This window comes from Mesorhizobium oxytropidicola (genome assembly GCF_056174625.1).
This window is the reverse complement of the sequence record NZ_CM149692.1, coordinates 194,573-213,393: the sequence shown is the minus strand read 5'-3', so window position 1 is coordinate 213,393 and position 18,821 is coordinate 194,573. Positions and strand designations below refer to the sequence as shown.

Annotated in this window: 16 protein-coding genes and 1 pseudogene; 8 read left to right on the top strand and 9 right to left on the bottom strand. The window is 64.6% G+C overall.

Going from position 1 to position 18,821, the window contains the following annotated elements:
- Positions 1-64: 64 nt before the first annotated feature.
- A complete protein-coding gene (locus tag AC0V8S_RS01005; protein WP_183455780.1) occupies positions 65-862 on the bottom strand; it encodes a glycosyltransferase family 25 protein in 798 nt (265 codons plus the stop codon).
- A 118-nt stretch (positions 863-980) separates the two neighbouring features.
- Positions 981-1,322, bottom strand: a complete 342-nt coding sequence (locus AC0V8S_RS01000; RefSeq protein WP_475436492.1) for a hypothetical protein — start codon at positions 1,320-1,322, stop codon at positions 981-983.
- Here AC0V8S_RS01000 and AC0V8S_RS00995 point away from each other — a divergent pair.
- From AC0V8S_RS00995 to AC0V8S_RS00985, 3 genes are all read left to right on the top strand, one after another.
- Complete coding sequence (locus AC0V8S_RS00995) at positions 1,296-3,815, top strand: heavy metal translocating P-type ATPase (RefSeq protein WP_475436490.1); 2,520 nt, start codon at positions 1,296-1,298, stop codon at positions 3,813-3,815. The two genes, AC0V8S_RS01000 and AC0V8S_RS00995, sit on opposite strands and share 27 nt — an antisense overlap.
- Before the next feature lie 43 nt (positions 3,816-3,858).
- Entirely contained in the window at positions 3,859-4,248 is a 390-nt protein-coding gene (gene copM, locus AC0V8S_RS00990) for a CopM family metallochaperone (protein ID WP_183455786.1), read from the top strand.
- A gap of 90 nt (positions 4,249-4,338) precedes the next feature.
- Entirely contained in the window at positions 4,339-5,184 is an 846-nt protein-coding gene (locus tag AC0V8S_RS00985) for an aldo/keto reductase (protein ID WP_475436488.1), read from the top strand.
- Between the two features lie 75 nt (positions 5,185-5,259).
- On the opposite strand, the gene mutS is transcribed toward AC0V8S_RS00985, so the two are convergent.
- Complete coding sequence (mutS, locus tag AC0V8S_RS00980) at positions 5,260-7,947, bottom strand: DNA mismatch repair protein MutS (protein WP_475438553.1); 2,688 nt, start codon at positions 7,945-7,947, stop codon at positions 5,260-5,262.
- A 261-nt stretch (positions 7,948-8,208) separates the two neighbouring features.
- Here mutS and AC0V8S_RS00975 point away from each other — a divergent pair, with 261 nt between their 5' ends.
- From AC0V8S_RS00975 to AC0V8S_RS00965, 3 genes are all read left to right on the top strand, one after another.
- Complete coding sequence (locus AC0V8S_RS00975) at positions 8,209-10,488, top strand: NADP-dependent malic enzyme (protein ID WP_475436486.1); 2,280 nt, start codon at positions 8,209-8,211, stop codon at positions 10,486-10,488.
- A 184-nt stretch (positions 10,489-10,672) separates the two neighbouring features.
- Complete coding sequence (locus AC0V8S_RS00970; RefSeq protein ID WP_475436484.1) at positions 10,673-11,227, top strand: PAS domain-containing protein; 555 nt, start codon at positions 10,673-10,675, stop codon at positions 11,225-11,227.
- Positions 11,182-11,757: a GGDEF domain-containing protein gene (locus AC0V8S_RS00965; RefSeq protein WP_475436482.1), complete on the top strand. Its 576-nt coding sequence runs from the start codon at positions 11,182-11,184 to the stop codon at positions 11,755-11,757. The genes AC0V8S_RS00970 and AC0V8S_RS00965 overlap by 46 nt, the downstream gene beginning before the upstream one ends.
- Positions 11,758-11,813: 56 nt before the next feature.
- Here AC0V8S_RS00965 and AC0V8S_RS00960 read toward each other — a convergent pair whose 3' ends face one another.
- On the bottom strand, positions 11,814-12,506 hold the full coding sequence (locus AC0V8S_RS00960; protein ID WP_475436480.1) for an antitoxin Xre/MbcA/ParS-like domain-containing protein: 693 nt from the start codon (positions 12,504-12,506) through the stop codon (positions 11,814-11,816).
- A 394-nt stretch (positions 12,507-12,900) separates the two neighbouring features.
- Positions 12,901-13,893, bottom strand: a complete 993-nt coding sequence (locus AC0V8S_RS00955; RefSeq protein ID WP_475436478.1) for an adenosine kinase — start codon at positions 13,891-13,893, stop codon at positions 12,901-12,903.
- Positions 13,894-14,127: 234 nt separating this feature from the next.
- On the opposite strand from AC0V8S_RS00955, the pseudogene AC0V8S_RS00950 reads away from it, so the two are divergent.
- Both AC0V8S_RS00950 and AC0V8S_RS00945 read left to right on the top strand, forming a co-directional pair.
- A pseudogene (locus tag AC0V8S_RS00950) lies at positions 14,128-15,029 on the top strand (DMT family transporter).
- Positions 15,030-15,117: 88 nt separating this feature from the next.
- Positions 15,118-15,816, top strand: a complete 699-nt coding sequence (locus AC0V8S_RS00945) for a sulfate transporter family protein (protein WP_475436476.1) — start codon at positions 15,118-15,120, stop codon at positions 15,814-15,816.
- 23 nt (positions 15,817-15,839) lie between these two features.
- Here the strand turns inward: AC0V8S_RS00945 and AC0V8S_RS00940 are convergent, their stop codons facing one another.
- From AC0V8S_RS00940 to dut, 4 genes are all read right to left on the bottom strand, one after another.
- A complete protein-coding gene (locus tag AC0V8S_RS00940) occupies positions 15,840-16,643 on the bottom strand; it encodes an isocitrate lyase/PEP mutase family protein (RefSeq protein ID WP_475436474.1) in 804 nt (267 codons plus the stop codon).
- 73 nt (positions 16,644-16,716) lie between these two features.
- Positions 16,717-17,571, bottom strand: coding sequence for a hypothetical protein (locus AC0V8S_RS00935; protein WP_475436472.1), 855 nt, complete (start codon positions 17,569-17,571; stop codon positions 16,717-16,719).
- A gap of 65 nt (positions 17,572-17,636) precedes the next feature.
- Entirely contained in the window at positions 17,637-18,296 is a 660-nt protein-coding gene (locus AC0V8S_RS00930) for an HAD family hydrolase (RefSeq protein ID WP_475436470.1), read from the bottom strand.
- Positions 18,296-18,781: a dUTP diphosphatase gene (gene dut / locus AC0V8S_RS00925; protein WP_475436468.1), complete on the bottom strand. Its 486-nt coding sequence runs from the start codon at positions 18,779-18,781 to the stop codon at positions 18,296-18,298. The genes AC0V8S_RS00930 and dut overlap by 1 nt, the downstream gene beginning before the upstream one ends.
- Positions 18,782-18,821 lie beyond the last annotated feature (40 nt).

Below are 18,821 nucleotides of genomic sequence, written 5' to 3'. Positions count from 1 at the left end.
GCGGCGTCTATAGCGTGTTTTCGCGGCGCTGGGTATGGGGCCTGCTGGTGGCCCGGGAAGCGGTCTAGTCCGATGCCTCGATCGGATCGAGGGGAACGACGATCCGTTGCCGGAATCTGCAGAAATCGGCGATCCACCGTGCGGTTCGCCCGGCTTCTCTGCTGATTCTCACGGCCATCGGCTTCCTCTGCCTCGCCATAACCCCGCTCGCGGTTCGCGCGGCATCGCGTTCCTGGTCAAGCAGGCTTGGCAGCTTTCCGCCGACGAACTGATCCTGTGCGCAGAGAGCCGGAACAAGTTGGTAGATGGTCTTGCCGGCCGACATGATGGGGTTGAAGATGAGATCATCGGTAGCAATGTTGACCTGCGCCGTTGCCTCCAGAAAGTCGCGCGCCGTTCGCCGCGAAAGCAGATATCCCCCGGCCCCCGGATGGCCCTTGCGGAGCCGGACCATGGAAAAGCCATGTCCGGCAGAGGTCCCTCTCCTCTGGATCACGGTTGTGGAGAAGAACGTCTCGAGCTTCACGACATCGGCGTCCGCCGGCACCCAGCTCGTATCGCCCAACAACGCCCCGGCCTTGCTGGAGAAGACCATGTCGTCCTCGAACACGGCGCCGTATGGGGCCTCGTCCTGCGCAATGATCGTCCAGCAGGCTCGATGACTGTGCAGGCAGGCGATTTCACTGCCGGAGAGCGGCCGGATGGCATGTATTGCGTGCTGCGGCTGCAGCATCAGGTCGGGATGTTCCTTGCCATCGATCCCCGCGACGCGTTCGAACCCAATGCCGATGCGGGCGAATTCCTTCGACATGTGGGCAAGCCGCTCGGGAGATCGATCGAGGTTGATGACCAGACGCTTCATTTCACGAGCTATTTGTTCGAAACCCTTGCTTCCACGAAACCGGCGGGAGCCGCCGAGCACCGCGGGAGCCTTCTAGCACAGGCGACGCTATGGTTTGTTGATCTTTCTGACGTGGATATCATGCCGCAATGGGAGAGCCAACAGAGAGCCAGGCTTTAAAAGCCAGCGTGACTTCCCAGGATTGCCGTGACATTGCGCCCGATGTCGGGAACGCCGGATTGAAGACGAGATCATCGGCCACCGCGCTGGCCTGCGCGGTCGCGTAGAGGATGTCGCGCGCCATTTGCCGCGACATGATGTGGCCGCCAGTTGCAGGGCGAGCGGCCAATACCGGGCTAGAAACGAAAAAATCGGAACAGCCCTTGACCTTCCAGTTACTGGAAGCACTACCTCCGCACCAGACAGAGGCACAGAGGCACAGAGGCATTTTGGCATGACGCATCCGGACCATGATCACCACGGCGACCACCATGCGCATGGCGCGCATGGCAGCTGTTGCGCGCCGAAAGGTGTGGATGCGGCGGCCGTTCTGCGCGATCCGGTCTGCGGCATGACCGTGGATCCGGCCGCTGGCAAGCCGACATCGGAGCATGGCGGCCGCCTCTATCATTTCTGCAGTGAAGGTTGCCGCACGAAATTCCAGGCCGAGCCGGAAAAATACATGACGGCCGCCGACCCCGTTTGCGGCATGAGCGTCGACCGCGCCACGGCCAGGCACTTCGTCCGCCATGAAGGCCAGGCCTTCTATTTCTGTTCCGCCGGCTGCAAGGCGAAATTCGAGGCGGCACCGCAAACCTATCTCGGTGACAGGCCGGCGCCGGTGCCGGCGCCCAAGGGCACGCAATACACCTGCCCGATGCATCCAGAAATCGTCCGCGATAAGCCCGGCTCCTGCCCGATCTGTGGCATGGCGCTGGAGCCGATGGGCGTACCATCAGGCGATGAAGGGCCAAATCCCGAGCTGGTCGACTTCACCAGGCGGCTCTGGGGCAGCGCGATCCTGTCGATCCCGCTTCTGATCATCGCCATGGCGCCGATGGTCGGCCTGAGCTTCGAAAATCTGGTCAGCGACCGGACAAAAACTTGGGCGGAGTTGGCGTTGGCAAGCCCGGTGGTGCTCTGGGCTGCCTTTCCTTTCTTTCATCGTGGCTGGGAGTCGGTCCTCAACCGCAGCCCTAACATGTGGACGCTGATTTCGCTCGGCGTCGGTGCGGCCTATCTCTACAGCGTCGTCGCCACACTCTTCCCCGACATCTTCCCGCATCAGTTCCGCAGCCATGGCGGCGCGGTGCCGGTCTATTTCGAGGCCGCCGCCGTCATCGTCGCGCTGGTCTTCCTTGGTCAGGTGCTGGAATTGCGCGCCCGCGAAAAGACCGGATCGGCGATCCGCGCCTTGCTCGATCTGGCGCCGAAGACCGCGCGGCGCATCGGCGAAGACGGTTCCGAGACCGACGTGCCGCTGGACAGCGTCAAGGCCGGTGATCGCCTGCGCATTCGGCCCGGCGATGCCGTGCCGGTCGACGGCACCGTGCTCGAAGGCCGCTCCTCCATCGACGGATCCATGATCACGGGTGAGCCGCTGCCGGTTGAAAAGGCCGAAGGCGACGCCCTGACCGGCGGCACGCTCAACAAAAACGGCTCGCTGATCATGCGCGCCGAACGCATCGGCGCCGAGACCACGCTTGCGCGCATCGTCGAACTCGTCGCCAAGGCACAGCGCTCGCGCGCGCCGATCCAGGGTTTGGCCGACCGCGTTTCCTTCTACTTCGTCCCGGCCGTCGTCCTTGTCGCCATCGTGGCGTTCATTGCCTGGGCTATCTTCGGCCCCGAACCCAGCCTGATCTTCGCCATCGTCTCGGCGGTCTCGGTGCTGATCATCGCCTGTCCCTGTGCGCTCGGCCTCGCCACGCCGATGTCGATCATGACCGCCACCGGGCGCGGCGCGCATGCCGGCGTGCTGATCAAGGAAGCCGCCGCGCTCGAACGCTTCGCCTCCGTCGACACGCTGATCGTCGACAAGACCGGGACCTTGACCGAGGGCCGGCCTAAACTGACGGATGTTGTTGTGGCAAACGGCTTTTCCGAAGACGAATTGCTGGGGCTCGCCGCCAGCCTGGAGAAGGGCTCGGAGCATCCACTGGCCGAGGCTGTCGTCGAAGGCGCTGCTGCGCGCGGTGTAACCGTCACTGACGCCAGCGATTTCGAGGCCGTCACCGGCAAGGGCGTTTCCGGTACGGTGTCGGGCAAGACTGTCGCGCTCGGCAACGCCGCGATGATGCGCGACCTCGGCATCGACGTTTCCGCCGCCTCAGTCAGCGCCGAAGCGCTGCAGGGCGATGGCAAGACGGCAATGTTTGTCGCTGTCCGCGGCAGACTGGCCGGCATCGTCGCCGTCGCCGATCCGGTCAAGGCGACCACCGCCGAGGCGATCAAGGCGCTGCATGACAGCGGCCTCAGGATCATCATGGCGACCGGCGACAATGAGCGCACCGCCAACGCGATCGCCAAAAGCCTCGGCATCGACGAGGTTCGCGCCGGTCTGCTGCCGGAACAGAAGGCGGCCCTGGTCGAGGAACTGCGCGGCAGGGGCGCCGGTGTCGCCATGGCTGGCGACGGCGTCAACGATGCGCCGGCCCTGGCCAGCGCCGATGTCGGCATCGCGATGGGCACCGGCGCCGATGTGGCGGTCGAGAGCGCCGGCATCACCCTGGTCAAGGGCGACCTCAACGGCATCGTGCGGGCTCGAACGCTGGCCCAGGCAACGATCGGCAACATCCGCCAGAACCTGTTCTTCGCCTTCCTCTACAACGTGCTTGGCGTGCCCGTCGCCGCCGGCGTGCTCTATCCGCTCACCGGCATGCTTTTGTCGCCGATGCTGGCGGCGGCGGCGATGAGCCTGTCCTCGGTCTCGGTCATCGCAAACGCATTGCGGCTGCGGACGTTGAAACTCTGATCCAAACCCCCAAATACGAAACCCAATCAACAGGAGACCATGAATGACCTTGGCCAAGAAACTCGTGCTTTTGCTGATGGCGGCCGGAATGCTGCTCGCCGTCTTCCTCGAAAGCGTTCCGGCGCAGAGCGAAGAGATGAAACATGACATGGCCGGCATGGCGATGGGTGCGCAAAGCCCTGCCACCGCTGGCTACAAGAAGGCGATGGACAAGATGCACAAGGACATGATGGTCAAATACACCGGCAATGCCGATGTCGACTTCGTCCGCGGCATGATTCCGCACCATCAGGGCGCCATCGACATGGCCAAGGTCGAGCTTGCCAATGGCAAGGACCCGGAAATCCGCAAGCTTGCCGAAGGCGTCATCGCCGCGCAGGAAGCCGAGATCAAGCAGATGCAGGACTGGCTTGCTGCTCATCCGGTGAAGTGAGCCCTTTCGCGATGGGGAGATTTGGGTGAGAACGCCTCTGGATTTCTCGCCCGCCCTGTGATGCGATCCGGCCTCAAAACGGAGCCTGCCATGCCATCTGCCATCAGAACCACTACGCTGCCCTCTGGCGAAGCCGTTCAGGTGCTCGGCCAGGGCACCTGGAAGATGGGCGAGGATTCGCGCCGACGTGCCGATGAGGTGAACGCTCTCAAACTCGGCCTCGACCTTGGCATCACGCTGATCGACACCGCCGAAATGTATGCCAGCGGCGGCGCCGAGGAGGTGGTGGCCGAAGCCATTGCCGGCCGCCGCGCCGAGGTCTTCGTGGTCTCAAAAGTGCTGCCCTCAAACGCGTCGCGCGCGGGTGTGCAGCGCGCCTGCGAGAACAGCCTGAAGCGCCTGCGCACCGACCGGATCGACCTCTATCTCCTGCATTGGCCGGGCAGCGTGCCTTTGGCCGAGACGGTCGAGGCCTTCGAGGCCTTGAAGAAAGCCGGCAAGATCCGCCATTGGGGCGTCAGCAATTTCGACACCGAGGACATGGAGGATCTGGCCCGCTTGCCCGATGGCGGCAACGTCCAGACCAATCAGGTGCTCTACAATCTGGTCCGGCGCGGCCCCGAGTTCGATCTCGCGCCCTGGAGTCGCAAGCGAGGCATCCCGCTGATGGCCTATTCGCCGGTCGAGCAGAGCGCGTTGGCGCGCAACGGCAGACTTGAAGCCGTGGCCGCCCGCCACAATGCCACCGCGGCACAGATCGCTTTGGCCTGGGTGATGCACCAGGAGGGCGTCATCGCCATTCCGAAAGCCAGCAGCCAGGAGCATGTCCGACAGAATGTCGCCGCACTCGACATCAAGCTTACGCCGCAGGACATCGCCGATCTCGACCGTGGTTTTCCGCCGCCGACACGCAAGCGCGGCCTGGAGATGATCTGATCAGCGATGAAGCTGCCAATCTCCCCCACGAGGGGGGAGATTGGCGGTTTCGGCGCCGCCGCCCGGATGGCAAAACTATTTTCCTGCCAGTCCCTTCAACCGGTAGAGCGCTTCCAGCGCCTCCCTTGGCGTCATCTCGTCGGGATTGATCTCGCCGAGGGCGGCGCCGAGCGCGTCGCTCTTCACCGGCTTCGGCGCTTCCCGCTTCACCGCCACGGAAAACAGCGGCAGGTCGTCGACCAGCCGGTTGGTCTTGCCGGAAACCTCGCCTTCCTCCAACTGGTGCAGCACCTGCTTGGCCCGGTCGACCACAGCTTCCGGCAGGCCGGCGAGCCGCGCCACCTGGACGCCGTAGGAGCGGTCGGCGGCACCCTTGCCGACCTCATGCAGGAAGACGACGTCGCCTTCCCATTCCTTGACCCGCATGGTGACGTTGTGGAGCCGCGCCAGCTTGCCGGCGAGGGACGTCATTTCGTGGAAATGGGTGGCGAAGATCGCCCGGCAGCGGTTCTTCTCGTGCAGATATTCCACTGCCGCCCAGGCGATCGACAGGCCGTCGAAGGTGGCGGTGCCGCGGCCGATCTCGTCGAGGATCACCAGCGCCCGTTCGCCGGCCTGGTTGAGGATCGCCGCCGTCTCGACCATCTCGACCATGAAGGTCGAGCGGCCGCGCGCCAGATCGTCCGAGGCGCCGACCCGCGAGAACAGCCGGTCGACGACGCCGATATGGGCGCTCTGCGCCGGCACGAAGGAGCCGGTCTGGGCCAGGATCGCGATCAGCGCGTTCTGCCGCAGGAACGTCGACTTACCGCCCATGTTCGGGCCGGTCAGCAGCCAGATCGCACCGTTCTTGGCGCTGCCCTCGGGTGAGAGGTCGCAGTCATTGGCAACGAACGGGCCTTCGCCGGAGCGGCGCAAGGCCTGCTCGACCACCGGATGCCGGCCGCCGGAAATCTCGAAGGCGAGGCTCGAATCCACCACCGGCCGGCACCACGCCTCGCTTTCCGAGAGCAGCGCCAGCGCCGCCGACACGTCGATCACGGCGAGCGCATCGGCGCCGGCACGGATCTTTTCCGCCTCGCCGACGGCTTCCACCGTCAGTGCATCGAAGGCCGCCAGTTCGATGCTGAGTGCCCGGTCGGCGGCATTGGCGATCTTGGTCTCGAGCTCGGCAAGCTCGGTCGTGGTGAAGCGCATGGCATTGGCCATGGTCTGGCGATGGATGAAGCGCGCCTTGGCGCCATCGCTGCCGGTCATCACCGCATGGTGGTTGGCGGTCACCTCGATATAGTAACCCAGCACATTGTTGTGCCGGATTTTCAGCGATCGGATACCGGTCTCCTCGATCAGCGAGCGCTCCAGCCCGGCGATGACCTTTCTCGATTCATCACGCAACGCCCGCATCTCGTCGAGTTCCGGGTGGTATCCGCCACGGACGAAGCCACCGTCGCGTTTGAGCAGCGGCAGTTCCTCGCCCAGCGCCTGCGTCAGATGCCGGGCAAGCGCTTGGGGCAGCGCTTGAATGGCGGCCATTGCGCCGGCCAATTCCTGGGGCAGGGCAGTGGCGGCGAAGATGTCGGCGATCGCGCCGGCTGCCTCGAAGCCGGCACGCAACGCGCCGAGGTCGCGCGGACCGCCGCGGTTGAGCGCCAGTCTCGACAAGGCCCGCGGCATGTCGGCGACGCTCTTCAGGCTCGTTCGCACCGCCTGGCACAACCGGGTTTCGGAGCGGAAGAACGACACCGAGTCGAGGCGCGCGCCGATCGCCGCCGGGTCGGTCAGCGGCGCCATCAGCCGGTCGGCGAGCAGCCTGGCGCCGCCGCCGGTCACCGTGCGGTCGATCGCCTTGAACAGCGAACCCTCGCGGCTGCCCGATAGCGTGCGTAAAAGTTCCAGATTGCCGCGCGTCGCCGGATCGATGAACAGCGTCGAGCCCTGCTCCTCGCGCTCGGGCCGCGACAAAGGCGGCCGCTCGGCCTTCTGCGTCTTCTCGACGTAGGCGATGGCGCCCGAGATCGCCGACAGTTCGGCGCGCGAAAACGCGCCAAAACTGTCCGGCGTCGCAATCTCGAAGAAGCGGGCGATGCGTCCGGTGGCCGAGGCCGAATCGAACAGCGACGGCGGCTGCGGGTTGGCGACGCGGCCGAGCACGTCGAATACCGGCCTCAGTTCGGGATCATGGAACACCGGTTCGGCGACGATCAGCTCGCGCGGATCGACACGGAATATGTCGGCGAGCAGCCGGTCGGCGGTGGTCTCGGCAACGCGGAAGGCGCCCGTCGAGATGTCGATCCAGGCAATGGCGAAGCTGTGGTCGCTGCCGCCCTTCACCCGCCCCAGCGCCATCAGGAAACTCGATTCCGACGGCGCCAGCAATTTGTCCTCGGTGATGGTGCCCGGCGTCACCAGCCGCACCACGTCGCGGCGCACCACGGATTTCCCGCCGCGCTTCTTGGCTTCGGCCGGATCCTCGATCTGCTCGCAGACGGCAACGCGAAAACCCTGGCCGATCAGCTTCTGCAGATAATCGTCGGCGGCATGCACCGGCACGCCGCACATCGGGATGTCGTGGCCCTGGTGCTTGCCGCGCTTGGTCAGCACGATGCCCAGCGCCCGGCTTGCTTTTTCGGCATCGTCGAAGAACAGCTCGTAGAAATCGCCCATGCGGTAGAACAGCAGCGAATCCGGGTTCGCCGCCTTGATCTCGATGAACTGCTCCATCATCGGCGTCACGGCAGCCGTGCCGGGCTGCGGCGGCGTCATCACCTCGGGGGCGTCGGGCTCGTTCGGGCTGTGCATGTTCATGGCGGCGCACGCTAGCAGATGTGATCGCGCGGTTTAATGCCGGCGCTTCGAAAAACGGGGGACGACCGAGGCGATCGCCTGCCTGCAATTTCCCGTCCGATCCGCGATTCTGGCGTGCTGGCGGTTTACACGCGGCGGTGTGTGGTCTTAATTCGGACCGAAACAAAGCACCCGCTTCAAGGAGGTGCTGCACCCACCGGCGAGGAAATCAAAAGCATCATGGCCAGGAAAACCGAGAACAGCGGCCCGTCCGTCAGCGCCCAGGAAGCGCTCGAATTCCACGCGATGGGCCGGCCCGGCAAGCTGGAGATCGTTGCGACCAAGCCGATGGCCACCCAACGCGATTTGAGCCTTGCCTATTCGCCGGGCGTCGCCGTTCCGGTGCGCGCCATCGCCGAGGACCCCAGCCGCGCCTTCGACTACACGACGCGCGGCAACATGGTCGCCGTCATCTCCAACGGCACTGCCATCCTTGGTCTCGGCAATCTCGGCGCGCTGGCCTCCAAGCCGGTGATGGAAGGCAAGGCAGTGCTGTTCAAACGCTTCGCCGATGTCGATTCCATCGACCTTGAGGTCGACACCGAGGATGCCGACGAGTTCATCAACTGCGTGCGCTTCCTCGGCCCCTCCTTTGGCGGCATCAACCTCGAGGACATCAAGGCGCCGGAATGCTTCATCATCGAGCAGCGCCTGCGCGAACTAATGGACATCCCGGTCTTCCACGACGACCAGCATGGCACCGCCATCATCTCGGCCGCCGGCCTGATCAACGCTCTGGAGATCACCGGCCGCGACATGAAGACCACGAAAATGGTCTGCAATGGCGCCGGTGCTGCCGGCATCGCCTGCATCGAGCTGATGAAGGCAATGGGCTTCGCCCCCGAAAACATCACCCTGTGCGACACCAAGGGCGTCGTCTACCAGGGCCGCACCGAGGGCATGAACCAGTGGAAGTCGGCGCATGCGGTCAAGACCGACACGCGCAGCCTCGCCGAAGCGCTCGACGGCGCCGACGTCTTCCTCGGCCTCTCGGCCAAGGGCGCGCTGACCACCGCCATGGTGCAGTCGATGGCCAAGAATCCGATCATCTTCGCCATGGCCAATCCCGATCCCGAAATCACGCCGGAGGAAGTGGCCGAGATCCGCACCGATGCCATCATGGCGACCGGCCGTTCGGACTATCCGAACCAGGTCAACAACGTGCTCGGCTTCCCCTACATTTTTCGCGGCGCGCTGGATGTCAGGGCAACCACCATCAACGACGACATGAAGATCGCTGCAGCCCGTGCGCTCGCCGAACTGGCGCGCAAGGACGTGCCCGACGATGTCGCCGCCGCCTATCAGGGCAACCGGCCGAAATTCGGCCCCAACTACATCATCCCGGTGCCGTTCGACCCACGCTTGATCTCGGCCATCCCGCTCGCGGTGGCCAAGGCGGCGATGGAGTCCGGCGTCGCCCGCAAGCCGATCCTCGACCTCGACCGCTATGCGCAGGAACTGTCCGCCCGCCGCGACCCGATCGCCTCCACCCTGCAGCGCATCTACGACCGCGTGCGCCGCCAGCCCAAGCGCATCGTCTTCGCCGAGGGCGAGGAGGAGCAGGTGATGCGCGCCGCCGTCTCCTATGTGAATCAGCGGCTCGGCACCGCCATCCTGCTTGGCCGCGACGACGTCATCAAGGAGAACGCCAAGCACGCCGGCATCGATCTCAACAAGCAAGGCATCGAGATCATCAACGCCCGGCTGTCGCGCCGCAACGGCATCTACACCGACTATCTCTACGAGCGCATGCAGCGCAAAGGCTTCCTGTTCCGCGACTGCCAGCGCCTGATCAACAATGACCGCAACCATTTTGCCGCCTGCATGGTGGCGCTGGGCGACGCCGACGGCATCGTCACCGGCGTGACCCGCAACTATTCCACCGCGCTCGACGACATCCGCCGTGTCATCGACGCCAAGCCCGGCCACCGCGTCATCGGCGTCTCGATCGTGCTCGCGCGAGGCAAGACCGTGCTGGTCGCCGACACCGCCGTGCACGACATGCCGAACGCCGAACAGATCGCCGACATCGCCGAGGAGGCGGCAGGCTTTGCCCGCCGCATGGGCTATGAGCCGAGGCTCGCCATGCTCGCCTACTCCACCTTCGGCCATCCGCAGGGCGAACGCTCCGAGCGCGTCCAGGAAGCCGTGCGCATCCTCGACAAGCGCCGCGTCGATTTCGAATATGACGGCGAGATGGCCGCCGACGTCGCGCTCAACGCCCGCGCCATGGCGCAGTACCCGTTCATCCGCCTCACCGGCCCGGCCAATGTGCTGATCATGCCGGCCTTCCACTCGGCCTCGATCTCGACCAAGATGCTACAGGAACTCGGCGGTTCGACGGTGATCGGCCCGCTGCTGGTCGGACTGAACAAGCCGGTGCAGATTGTTTCGCTGAATGCGAAGGACAGCGACATTGTCAACATGGCGGCGATCGCAGCTTATACGGCGGGGACGTAACGACAGTTCGCGCAAGGAATGAAAAGCCGACGATCTGGGTCTTCGAAAGGCGGTGGCGCTCAAAACGCCGTCGCACCTCACACCCATAAGACATTGATAAGATTCAGCTGATATAGGGAAGCTCTTGCCGACATGCCGCAACGGCATCCACGGCGCGCTCAGACCGCTAAATGGGGGTGCGGCCATGAAGCATGACGGAGTTTCTGTATCCGTGGTTGGCCAGGGGGTCTACCACGACGAGCGGCTGGACGCCTTGCTCAGCATCACCGGCCGCATGGACGGCTATCTCTACCGCTGCCGCAACGACGTGTCCTACACCATGCTCTATATCAGCGACGGTATTTTCACCGTCAGCGGCTATCGGCCGAGCGATTTCATCCACAATGCAGTGCGCGACTATGTCTCGGCCATCCACCCGGATGACCTGCCGTCGGTCTATGCCGCCGTAGATGCCGCGCTCGAGGCGCGCTGCAACTGGAACGTCGACTACCGCATCGTGCCGCGGGCCGGCGAACCGCTCTGGGTCCGCGAGATCGGCGGCGGTGTCTGGGACGAAGCCGGCGAACTCGAATTTCTGGAGGGCTTCGTCGTCGACATCAGCGACCGCAAGGTTGTCGAGGACCTCAACGCCCAGCTGGTCCTCGATCTCAAGACCGCCAACGAGGAACTGTCGGCGCAAAACGCGAGATCGAGGTGGCGAAGCAGCAGAGCGACCATTCGGCCAACCACGATGCCTTGACTGACCTGCCCAACCGGCGTGCCTTCCACAACGAGCTCAAATCGGTCGTCGCCCGCTGCGGCGCCACCGGCGAGGCAGCCGGGCTTCTGTTCATCGACCTCGACCGGTTCAAGGAGGTCAACGACACGCTCGGCCACGAGGCCGGTGATGCGCTGCTGCAGCGCGTCTCGAGCCAGCTTCGCTCGATCCTGCGCAGCGCCGATTTCGTCGCCCGGCTTGGCGGCGACGAGTTCGCCTTCCTGTTCTCGGCCGACACCGATCTGGCACAGCAGAAGGCCGTGCGGGTCGCCGAACGCATCCTGGAAAGGTTGCGGATCAAGGTTCCGACGCCCAATGGCGCCATCCAGGTCCGCTGCACCGTTGGCGTCGCCATGTATCCAGCGGAGGCCGCCGATTCCGAAGCGCTGATCGCGCTCGCCGACCGGCTGATGTATGTCGGAAAGAAGAGTGGCCGAAACCGGCTGGTCACCGCCACGGAAATGGCGCCGCAACAGCCATCGTCCGGGCCTCACCTTCGCAAGTCCGCGTAGCGCTATCGGCGCGAACTTATGTCGACTCCGAAATCCGAGGGTTGACCGCGCCGGCTTCAGCCCGGCGCGAACACCCGCGCCGCTTCGACCACTTCATCGATCTGGTCCTGCCGCAGCAGGTCGATCGGAATGCGGCCGTCGAGTTGCGCCGACGGCCGCGTCAGCCACAGCCATGTCAGTCTCGGATTGCCGATCAGCGTCTGCACGTCGCTTAGGCCCGCGACCGGCCTGCCGTCGACGAATTGCGCCAGCGGGAAGACGTGTTTGCGGCCGCCCTTGCGCAAGGCGATGACGTCGCCGCGCCTTTGCCAGCGGTGCAGGGTCGAGCGGGCGATGCGCAGGTTTTCTTCCAGATAGGTTGAGCCGGCGACACGGCCCGCCCAGTCCTCGATCAGCATCGATTCGAGGTCGTCGGACTGCGGCGATACAGGAAGCGCTTCATCGGCCAACATAGCCGTCGGCAGGTTTGTGGCCCCGGCTTCGCTGCGGCGCGCGGCTTCCGCCGCCAGCGCGCGCACGAATTTCGAGGCAAGGCCGGGAAGGTCGGCGTGGATGGCGTCAATGGCGCGCTGATGCTTCGGCGACAGCAAGGTGACGGCGGACGCTATGCTGCCGGCGATCTTGCCGACCGAGACCACGGTGGACTGGTTTATGGCCTCGTCATAGTGGGCAAGCGCGCGCTCGACATCCTCCGCGACCATCTCCGCGAAGTCGTCCTGTCCAAGACCGGTTGTTTGAAATCTGCTCATGAATCTGTCTTCCGGCCGCGCGCGCTCCTCCCTCAGCCGCGGCCGATTGCTGAATTTCTAGTGCGGAAAACGGAAATTGCGGCGGCAACGGATCACGCCGCCCGACAGCTTGCTGTCTTGCATCTTTCAACACCCCATCTGACTGCGGGCATCCCGAAATGTCAGTCACGGGACGCTCGCGATTTCGTGTAGGAGCGATGTGTGACAGTAACGCGACGGTGAGAAGCGAGGCGCTCTTCCTTCTCCCCCTGTGGGAGAAGGTGGCCTCGCGAAGCGAGGTCGGATGAGGGGTGTTCCAGCTTGGCAATGACGGCACTCCGTCACGCACCCCTCAACCGTCTCGGCGCTGCGCGCCAATTCACCTTCTCCCACAGGGGGAGAAGGGAAAGGCGCCCTACAGCAACCCGGCCTGTTCCGCCTCGCGGCGCAAATTCTGCCTTGGCCTTGGGCCGATCTGCTGGATCACCAGGCCGGCGGCCAGTGAGCCGAGGTCGCCGCAGGTCTTGAGGTCGCGGCCCTGGGTGTAGCCGTGCAGGAAACCGGCGGCGTAGAGATCGCCGGCGCCCGTCGTGTCGACCAGCTCCCGGATCGCGGTGGCCTGGATGACCACGGTCTCGTCGCCGCGCACGATAACCGAGCCTTTTTCAGAACGGGTCACTGCGGCTATTCTGCAGTCCTTGCGGATCTTCGTCAGCGCCTCGTCGAAGGACGATGTCTGGTAGAGCGACTTGATCTCGTGGCTGTTGGCAAAGACGATGTCGACCGTGCCCGAGCGCATCAGCTCGAGGAACTCGTCGCGATAGCGGTCGACGCAGAACGAATCCGACAATGTCATCGACACTTCGCGGCCTGCCGCGTGCGCCAGCCTGGCCGTCTGCCGGATTGCTTCCTTGGCGCGCGGCGGGTCCCACAGATAGCCTTCGAAATAGGTGACCTTGGCGCCCGATGCCTTGTCGGCTTCGACATCCTCGGGCCCAAGCTCGACGCAGGCGCCGAGATAGGTGTTCATCGAGCGCTCGCCATCGGGCGTGACGAAGATCATCGACCGCGCCGTCGGCGGCTCGCCCGCGAGCGGTTTGGTGTCGAAGGCGACGCCTTGCGCATGGATGTCGTGCGCGTAGATTTCGCCCAGCGCATCATTGGAGACCTTGCCGAAGAAGGCGGCGCGTCCGCCGAAGGAGGCGACGCCGGCCGCCGTGTTGCCGGCGCTGCCGCCGGAAGCCTCGATCGCCGGACCCATGCGGCTGTAGAGCAGTTCGGCGCGCTGGGTATCGATGAGGTTCATCGCGCCCTTGATGATGCCGTTGGTTTCGAGGAATTCCTCCTCGCACTGGGCGATGATGTCGACAATGGCATTGCCGATGCAAAGCACGTCATAATCCGGCATCAATGTCTCCGCCAAAAACCCGAGCCGGCTTCTTGCCACGCTGGCCGGGCGCGGGTTTAGCGATTCGCGACGGCTTTGCCTAGGGTATGTTGATATTCAGCTGATGCCGGCCTGGCCCGGACCCTGGAGCGCGACACGTCAGGCGCTACGACAATTCGACCGTAGACGAAGCATTTCTTCGCGGCGTTGCCTAGAAGTCAGGCTTGATCGACCGCATCCGAAGACGGCAGGCCCATGACCGCAAAGAACGACACGACAACCGACCTGGCCTTGCTCGGCGTGCTGGCGGTGCTGTGGGGCGCCTCCTACACCTTCATCAAGATCGGCGTCGAAACGATCCCGCCGGTGGCTTTCATCGCCGCCCGCACCTTGATTGCCGGCGGCATCCTGTTCGCCATCATCCGCTGGCGCGGGCTCGCCATGCCGCACGATGCGGTCACCTGGCGCCGCTTCGCCTTCCAGGCCTGCCTCAACAGCGTCATACCGTTCACGCTGATCGCCGCTGCCGAGCGCTCGGTCGATGCCGGCCTCGCCACCATCCTAAATTCCACCTCGCCGATTTTCACCTTCCTGCTGACGGCGCTCATCACCCGCCACGAGCCGGTCACGGTGCGCAAACTCATCGGTGTCGGCGCCGGCATAGCCGGCATCTGCCTCATCGTCGGCACCGAGGCGCTGGGTGGTCTCGGTCACGAGTTGTGGGCGCAGGTCGCCATCGTCGTGGCAACGATCTGCTATGCCGGTGCCGCCATCTTCGGCCGTGGCTTCAAGGGTCTCGATCCGATGCTGCCGGCGGCCGGTTCGATGCTCTGCGGCGCGGTCATACTGGTGCCGGTCAGCCTGGTTGTCGACCAGCCCTGGACGCTCACGCCGTCGACGGCGTCGATCCTGGCCCTGCTCGGCCTCTCGGTGTTTTCGACGGCGCTCGCCTTCGTCATATATTTCCGCCTCATCCACACGCTGGGTTCCGTCGGCACGACGTCGCAGGCCTATCTGCGCGTGCCGATCGGCGTCGGCATCGGCGCTGTCTTCCTCGGTGAAAGCCTGGGCCGACGGCGTGGCTGGGCATGGCCTTTGTCGTGGTCGGTGTCGCGGCCATGACCATCCCCGTCCGCAAACCGGCCTTCGCGCGGTAGCGATCCGCGCTTGTGCTCGCGACCCGCGCTGCCTATCTCGGGAGCGTCCGCCTTTCGGCGGCGTCCGCTGACCTGGGATTGAAGCACGGTGATTTTCGACGCTGCCCGCACCGCGGCCCTTGAGCTGCTCTCGTCGCCGTTTCGTGCCGTGTTCATCAAGACGCTGGGCCTGACCGTGCTGGCGCTGGTCGCCTTGTGGTTCGGCCTGACCAGCCTTGTCGAGTGGCTGGCTCTGCCATGGCTGCAGGCCTTGTTGCCCGGCATACCGTCCTGGGCCGGCTGGTTGGGCGGCATCGTCGCGGCAATCGCGCTCGCCTTCGGCATGGCGCTGCTCATCGCGCCGGTGACGGCGGTGATTGCCGGCCTGTTCCTCGACGATGTCGCCGAAGTGGTCGAGCGCACCGACTATCCCCGTGACCCGACCGGGCGCGCCATGCCGGCGCTGCGCTCGCTGGTGCTGGCGATAAAATTCTTCGGCGTCGTCATCCTCGGCAACATCGTCGCGCTTCTGCTGCTGCTGGTGCCGGGCATCAACATCGCCGCTTTCTTCATCGTCAACGGCTATCTGCTCGGCCGCGAATTCTTCGAATTCGCCGCCATGCGCTTTCGCCCGGAGGAAGAAGCCAGGGCCTTGCGCAAGCAGTATGCCGGTACGGTTTTCCTAGCCGGGCTGGTCATCGCCGCCTTCCTGGCCGTGCCGCTGCTCAATCTGCTGACGCCGCTCTTCGCCGCAGCCATGATGGTGCATCTGCACAAAGCGATCTCGGCGCGCGAAAGCCGCCGGTAACCGCAAGTCATGCAATAGGCCCGTTAGCCTGAGGATTTGCCGTACAGCGCCTGCAATTTACCGAACGGCATGGCGGCGCGGGTGAAGCCGAACGTGCCGTCCTGCTGGATCTCGCGCGCCGCCGTCTCCAGCATGCCGTAAGCGAAATTGGTCAGCCACGGTCCGAGCGAAATGCGCTTCACACCAGCCATTGCGAGATCGGCGATGGTGAAGCCCGGTTTCGCCATGACGTTGACCGGCTTGCCGACCGCCGAGCAGAGCGTGCGCACCATCTCGACGTCGCCGATGCCCGGCGCATAGAGCACGTCGGCGCCGGCCTTCTCGAAGGCCTGCAGCCGCTTGATGGTGTCGTCGAGATCGGACTTGCCCCAGAGAAAATTCTCGGCGCGCGCGGTGAAGACGAAATCGCGTTTCAGGGCCCGCGCCGCTTCCACCGCCGCCGCCACGCGCTCGACCGCGTGCGAGAAATCATAGATCGGCTTGTCCGGGTCACCGGTGTGGTCCTCGATCGAGCAGCCGGCAAGGCCGGCCGCTTCCGCCGCGAAGATGGTTTCGGCGGCCTGCTCGGCGCTGTCGCCCTTGCCTTTCTCGAGATCGGCCGAAACCGGCAGGTCGGTTGCCGCCGTCACCTCGCGGCAGTGATGGATCATCTGCTCGAAGGTCACCGCGCCGTCAGGCAGGCCGCGCGAAAAGGCAAAGCCGGCGCTGGTCGTCGCCAGCGCCTTGAAACCGAAGGATCCGAGCAGCTTGGTCGTGCCCGGATCCCAGGGATTGGGCATGACGAAGGTCGAGGCATGCAGGTCGCGAAAGATCTTGCCCTTGTCCATGAATGCTCCCCATGACGAGTGTCGGGCGGATGCTATCGCGCCGTCTGCGGCCGGGCAAATAAATGCGCTTGGTTCAGAAGCGTTTCTCGTTCTCTGCTGACAATTTGGCGAGTGCGTCGGAATCCGCGACGTAGCGCGATGTCTTTTTGTTCCAGTGGTATGTGACCGAGATGTCGCGCGACGACGCCTCGGGCGGCGCGTCGTCGCAGCTTTCATCACTGGGCACGGTGCTGTCGGTCACCGTCACCTCGAAGGCGGCATAGGGCTGGCCGTCGGCGATGGACTGGAACGCCACATCCTGCTTGCGGCTGTAGGCGCACAGCCTTTCGTCGAACGTGTAGATCATGTCGATCAGCTCGAACCTGTCGTCGCGGACCATGATCAGCGGCGTGATCACATAGCCCTGGCTCGAATTGAAATGCGTGCTCATGGTGATGAGCATGTCGTCGCCTGCGCCGATCGAAAGCTTGTTCGGTTCGCGGAAATAGGTGCTGCGGTCGACCGCGACATTGGCCGCATCGAGCAGTTTCGGCTTGGCCGTGACGTCGTAGAGCGCCAGTATCGCATAGCCCTCGGCGCTGTCGGGAGAATCGCCGAGGTCGAACAACATCGCCAGCCGGTCCTTGCCGCCGGCCTTGATGGGCAGCACGGCGGCATTGGGAAAACTGGATGCCTCGGGCGGCGAACCGCCGCTATCCGGTCCCGCGATATGGCGCATCTCGATCGGCAGCCCGCCCTTGTAGAAGCCCTGCCCGTCCGAGGCGAGGTCCGGGATGACCGTTCTGGCCAGGTCGAGGTAAGTCACATCGGTGCGGCCAGGCAAGGTGCTGCTGAGTTCGGGAAAGCTCACAGTCTGCGCGCCGGCCCCGGTCCACAGGAGCGGCAGCAGCATCAAAGCAAGGATGAAGCGGAAAAGGTTCGTCGGCATGAGGCCCCCAGGATCAGGCCACTCACGCTAGCACGGGTTTCCGGTTCCGTGCAGCCGTGCTGAGATCAGTGGATCGGCACCAGCCCGGCCAGTTCGCGCATGTCGTCGAACAGGATGCCGCCGGCCTGGATCAAGCCATCGCGGTCGGAATAGGGGTCGCCATGATAGGAAAACACCCGCATGCCGGCGGCAATGCCGGCCTGTGTGCCGGCGACGCTGTCCTCGATCACGATGCAGTCGGCGGGCGCGAAGCCCATGGTCTTGGCTGCGTGCAGGAACAGGTCGGGAAACGGCTTGCCGCGCCCGACCATGATCGCGGAGAACATCGCATGTTCGAACAGCGGCAACAGCCCGGTCTGGCCAAGCGTGATGTGCATCTTCGAAATCCTGGCCGAGGTGGCGACGCAATAGGGGATGCCGGCCGCGCGGACCGCCTCGATGAACTCTCGGACGTAAGGGATTGCCTCGACGCCATGGGAAAACAGGTCCGGCAGGCCGGCATTCCAGCGATCGACGAAATCGGCGCCGAGGCGGACCTCGGTCTGCGCCTCGATCTCCTTCTGCACCGAGGCCATGCTGCGGCCGGAGAAATTCTTGCGGCAATATTCGAAGTTCGTCGGATAGCCGGCGGCTGTCAGCCATTCGGCGAGGCGCCGGTTGGCGAGGTTTTCCGTGTCGACTAGAATGCCGTCGCAGTCGAAGATGACTAACTTTGGAACCTGCATCAGGCGGTGCCGGTCGATCCGAACCCGCCCGAACCACGCGCCGTGCCGCCGGCGAGCGAACGCTCTTCGATGGCCACTTGCGTCACAACAGCGAAAACGATCTGGGCGATGCGCATGCCGCGCGTCACCGCGAAATCCTCGTCGCCGTGATTGATCAGCAGCACCTTCACCTCGCCGCGATAGTCGCTGTCGACCGTTCCCGGTGAATTGAGGACGGTGAGGCCATGCTTGAAAGCAAGGCCGGAGCGCGGCCGGACCTGGCCTTCCATGCCTTCTGGGATTTCCAGGATCAGCCCGGTCGGCACCAGGGCACGTTTTCCCGGCAGGATCAGCAGCGGCCGGTCGTCCGGCACCGCGGCACGCAGATCCATGCCGGCCGCGCCGGCGCTTTCATAGGCGGGGAGGGGAAGTCCTTCGGCATGCGGCAATCTGACGAAGCCGACGGTCGGACCGATGACGGAGGAGTTTTGGAGGGCTGCGCGCATAAAATCGATCCTATCGGCGCGATTGCCGATTCGGTCAATT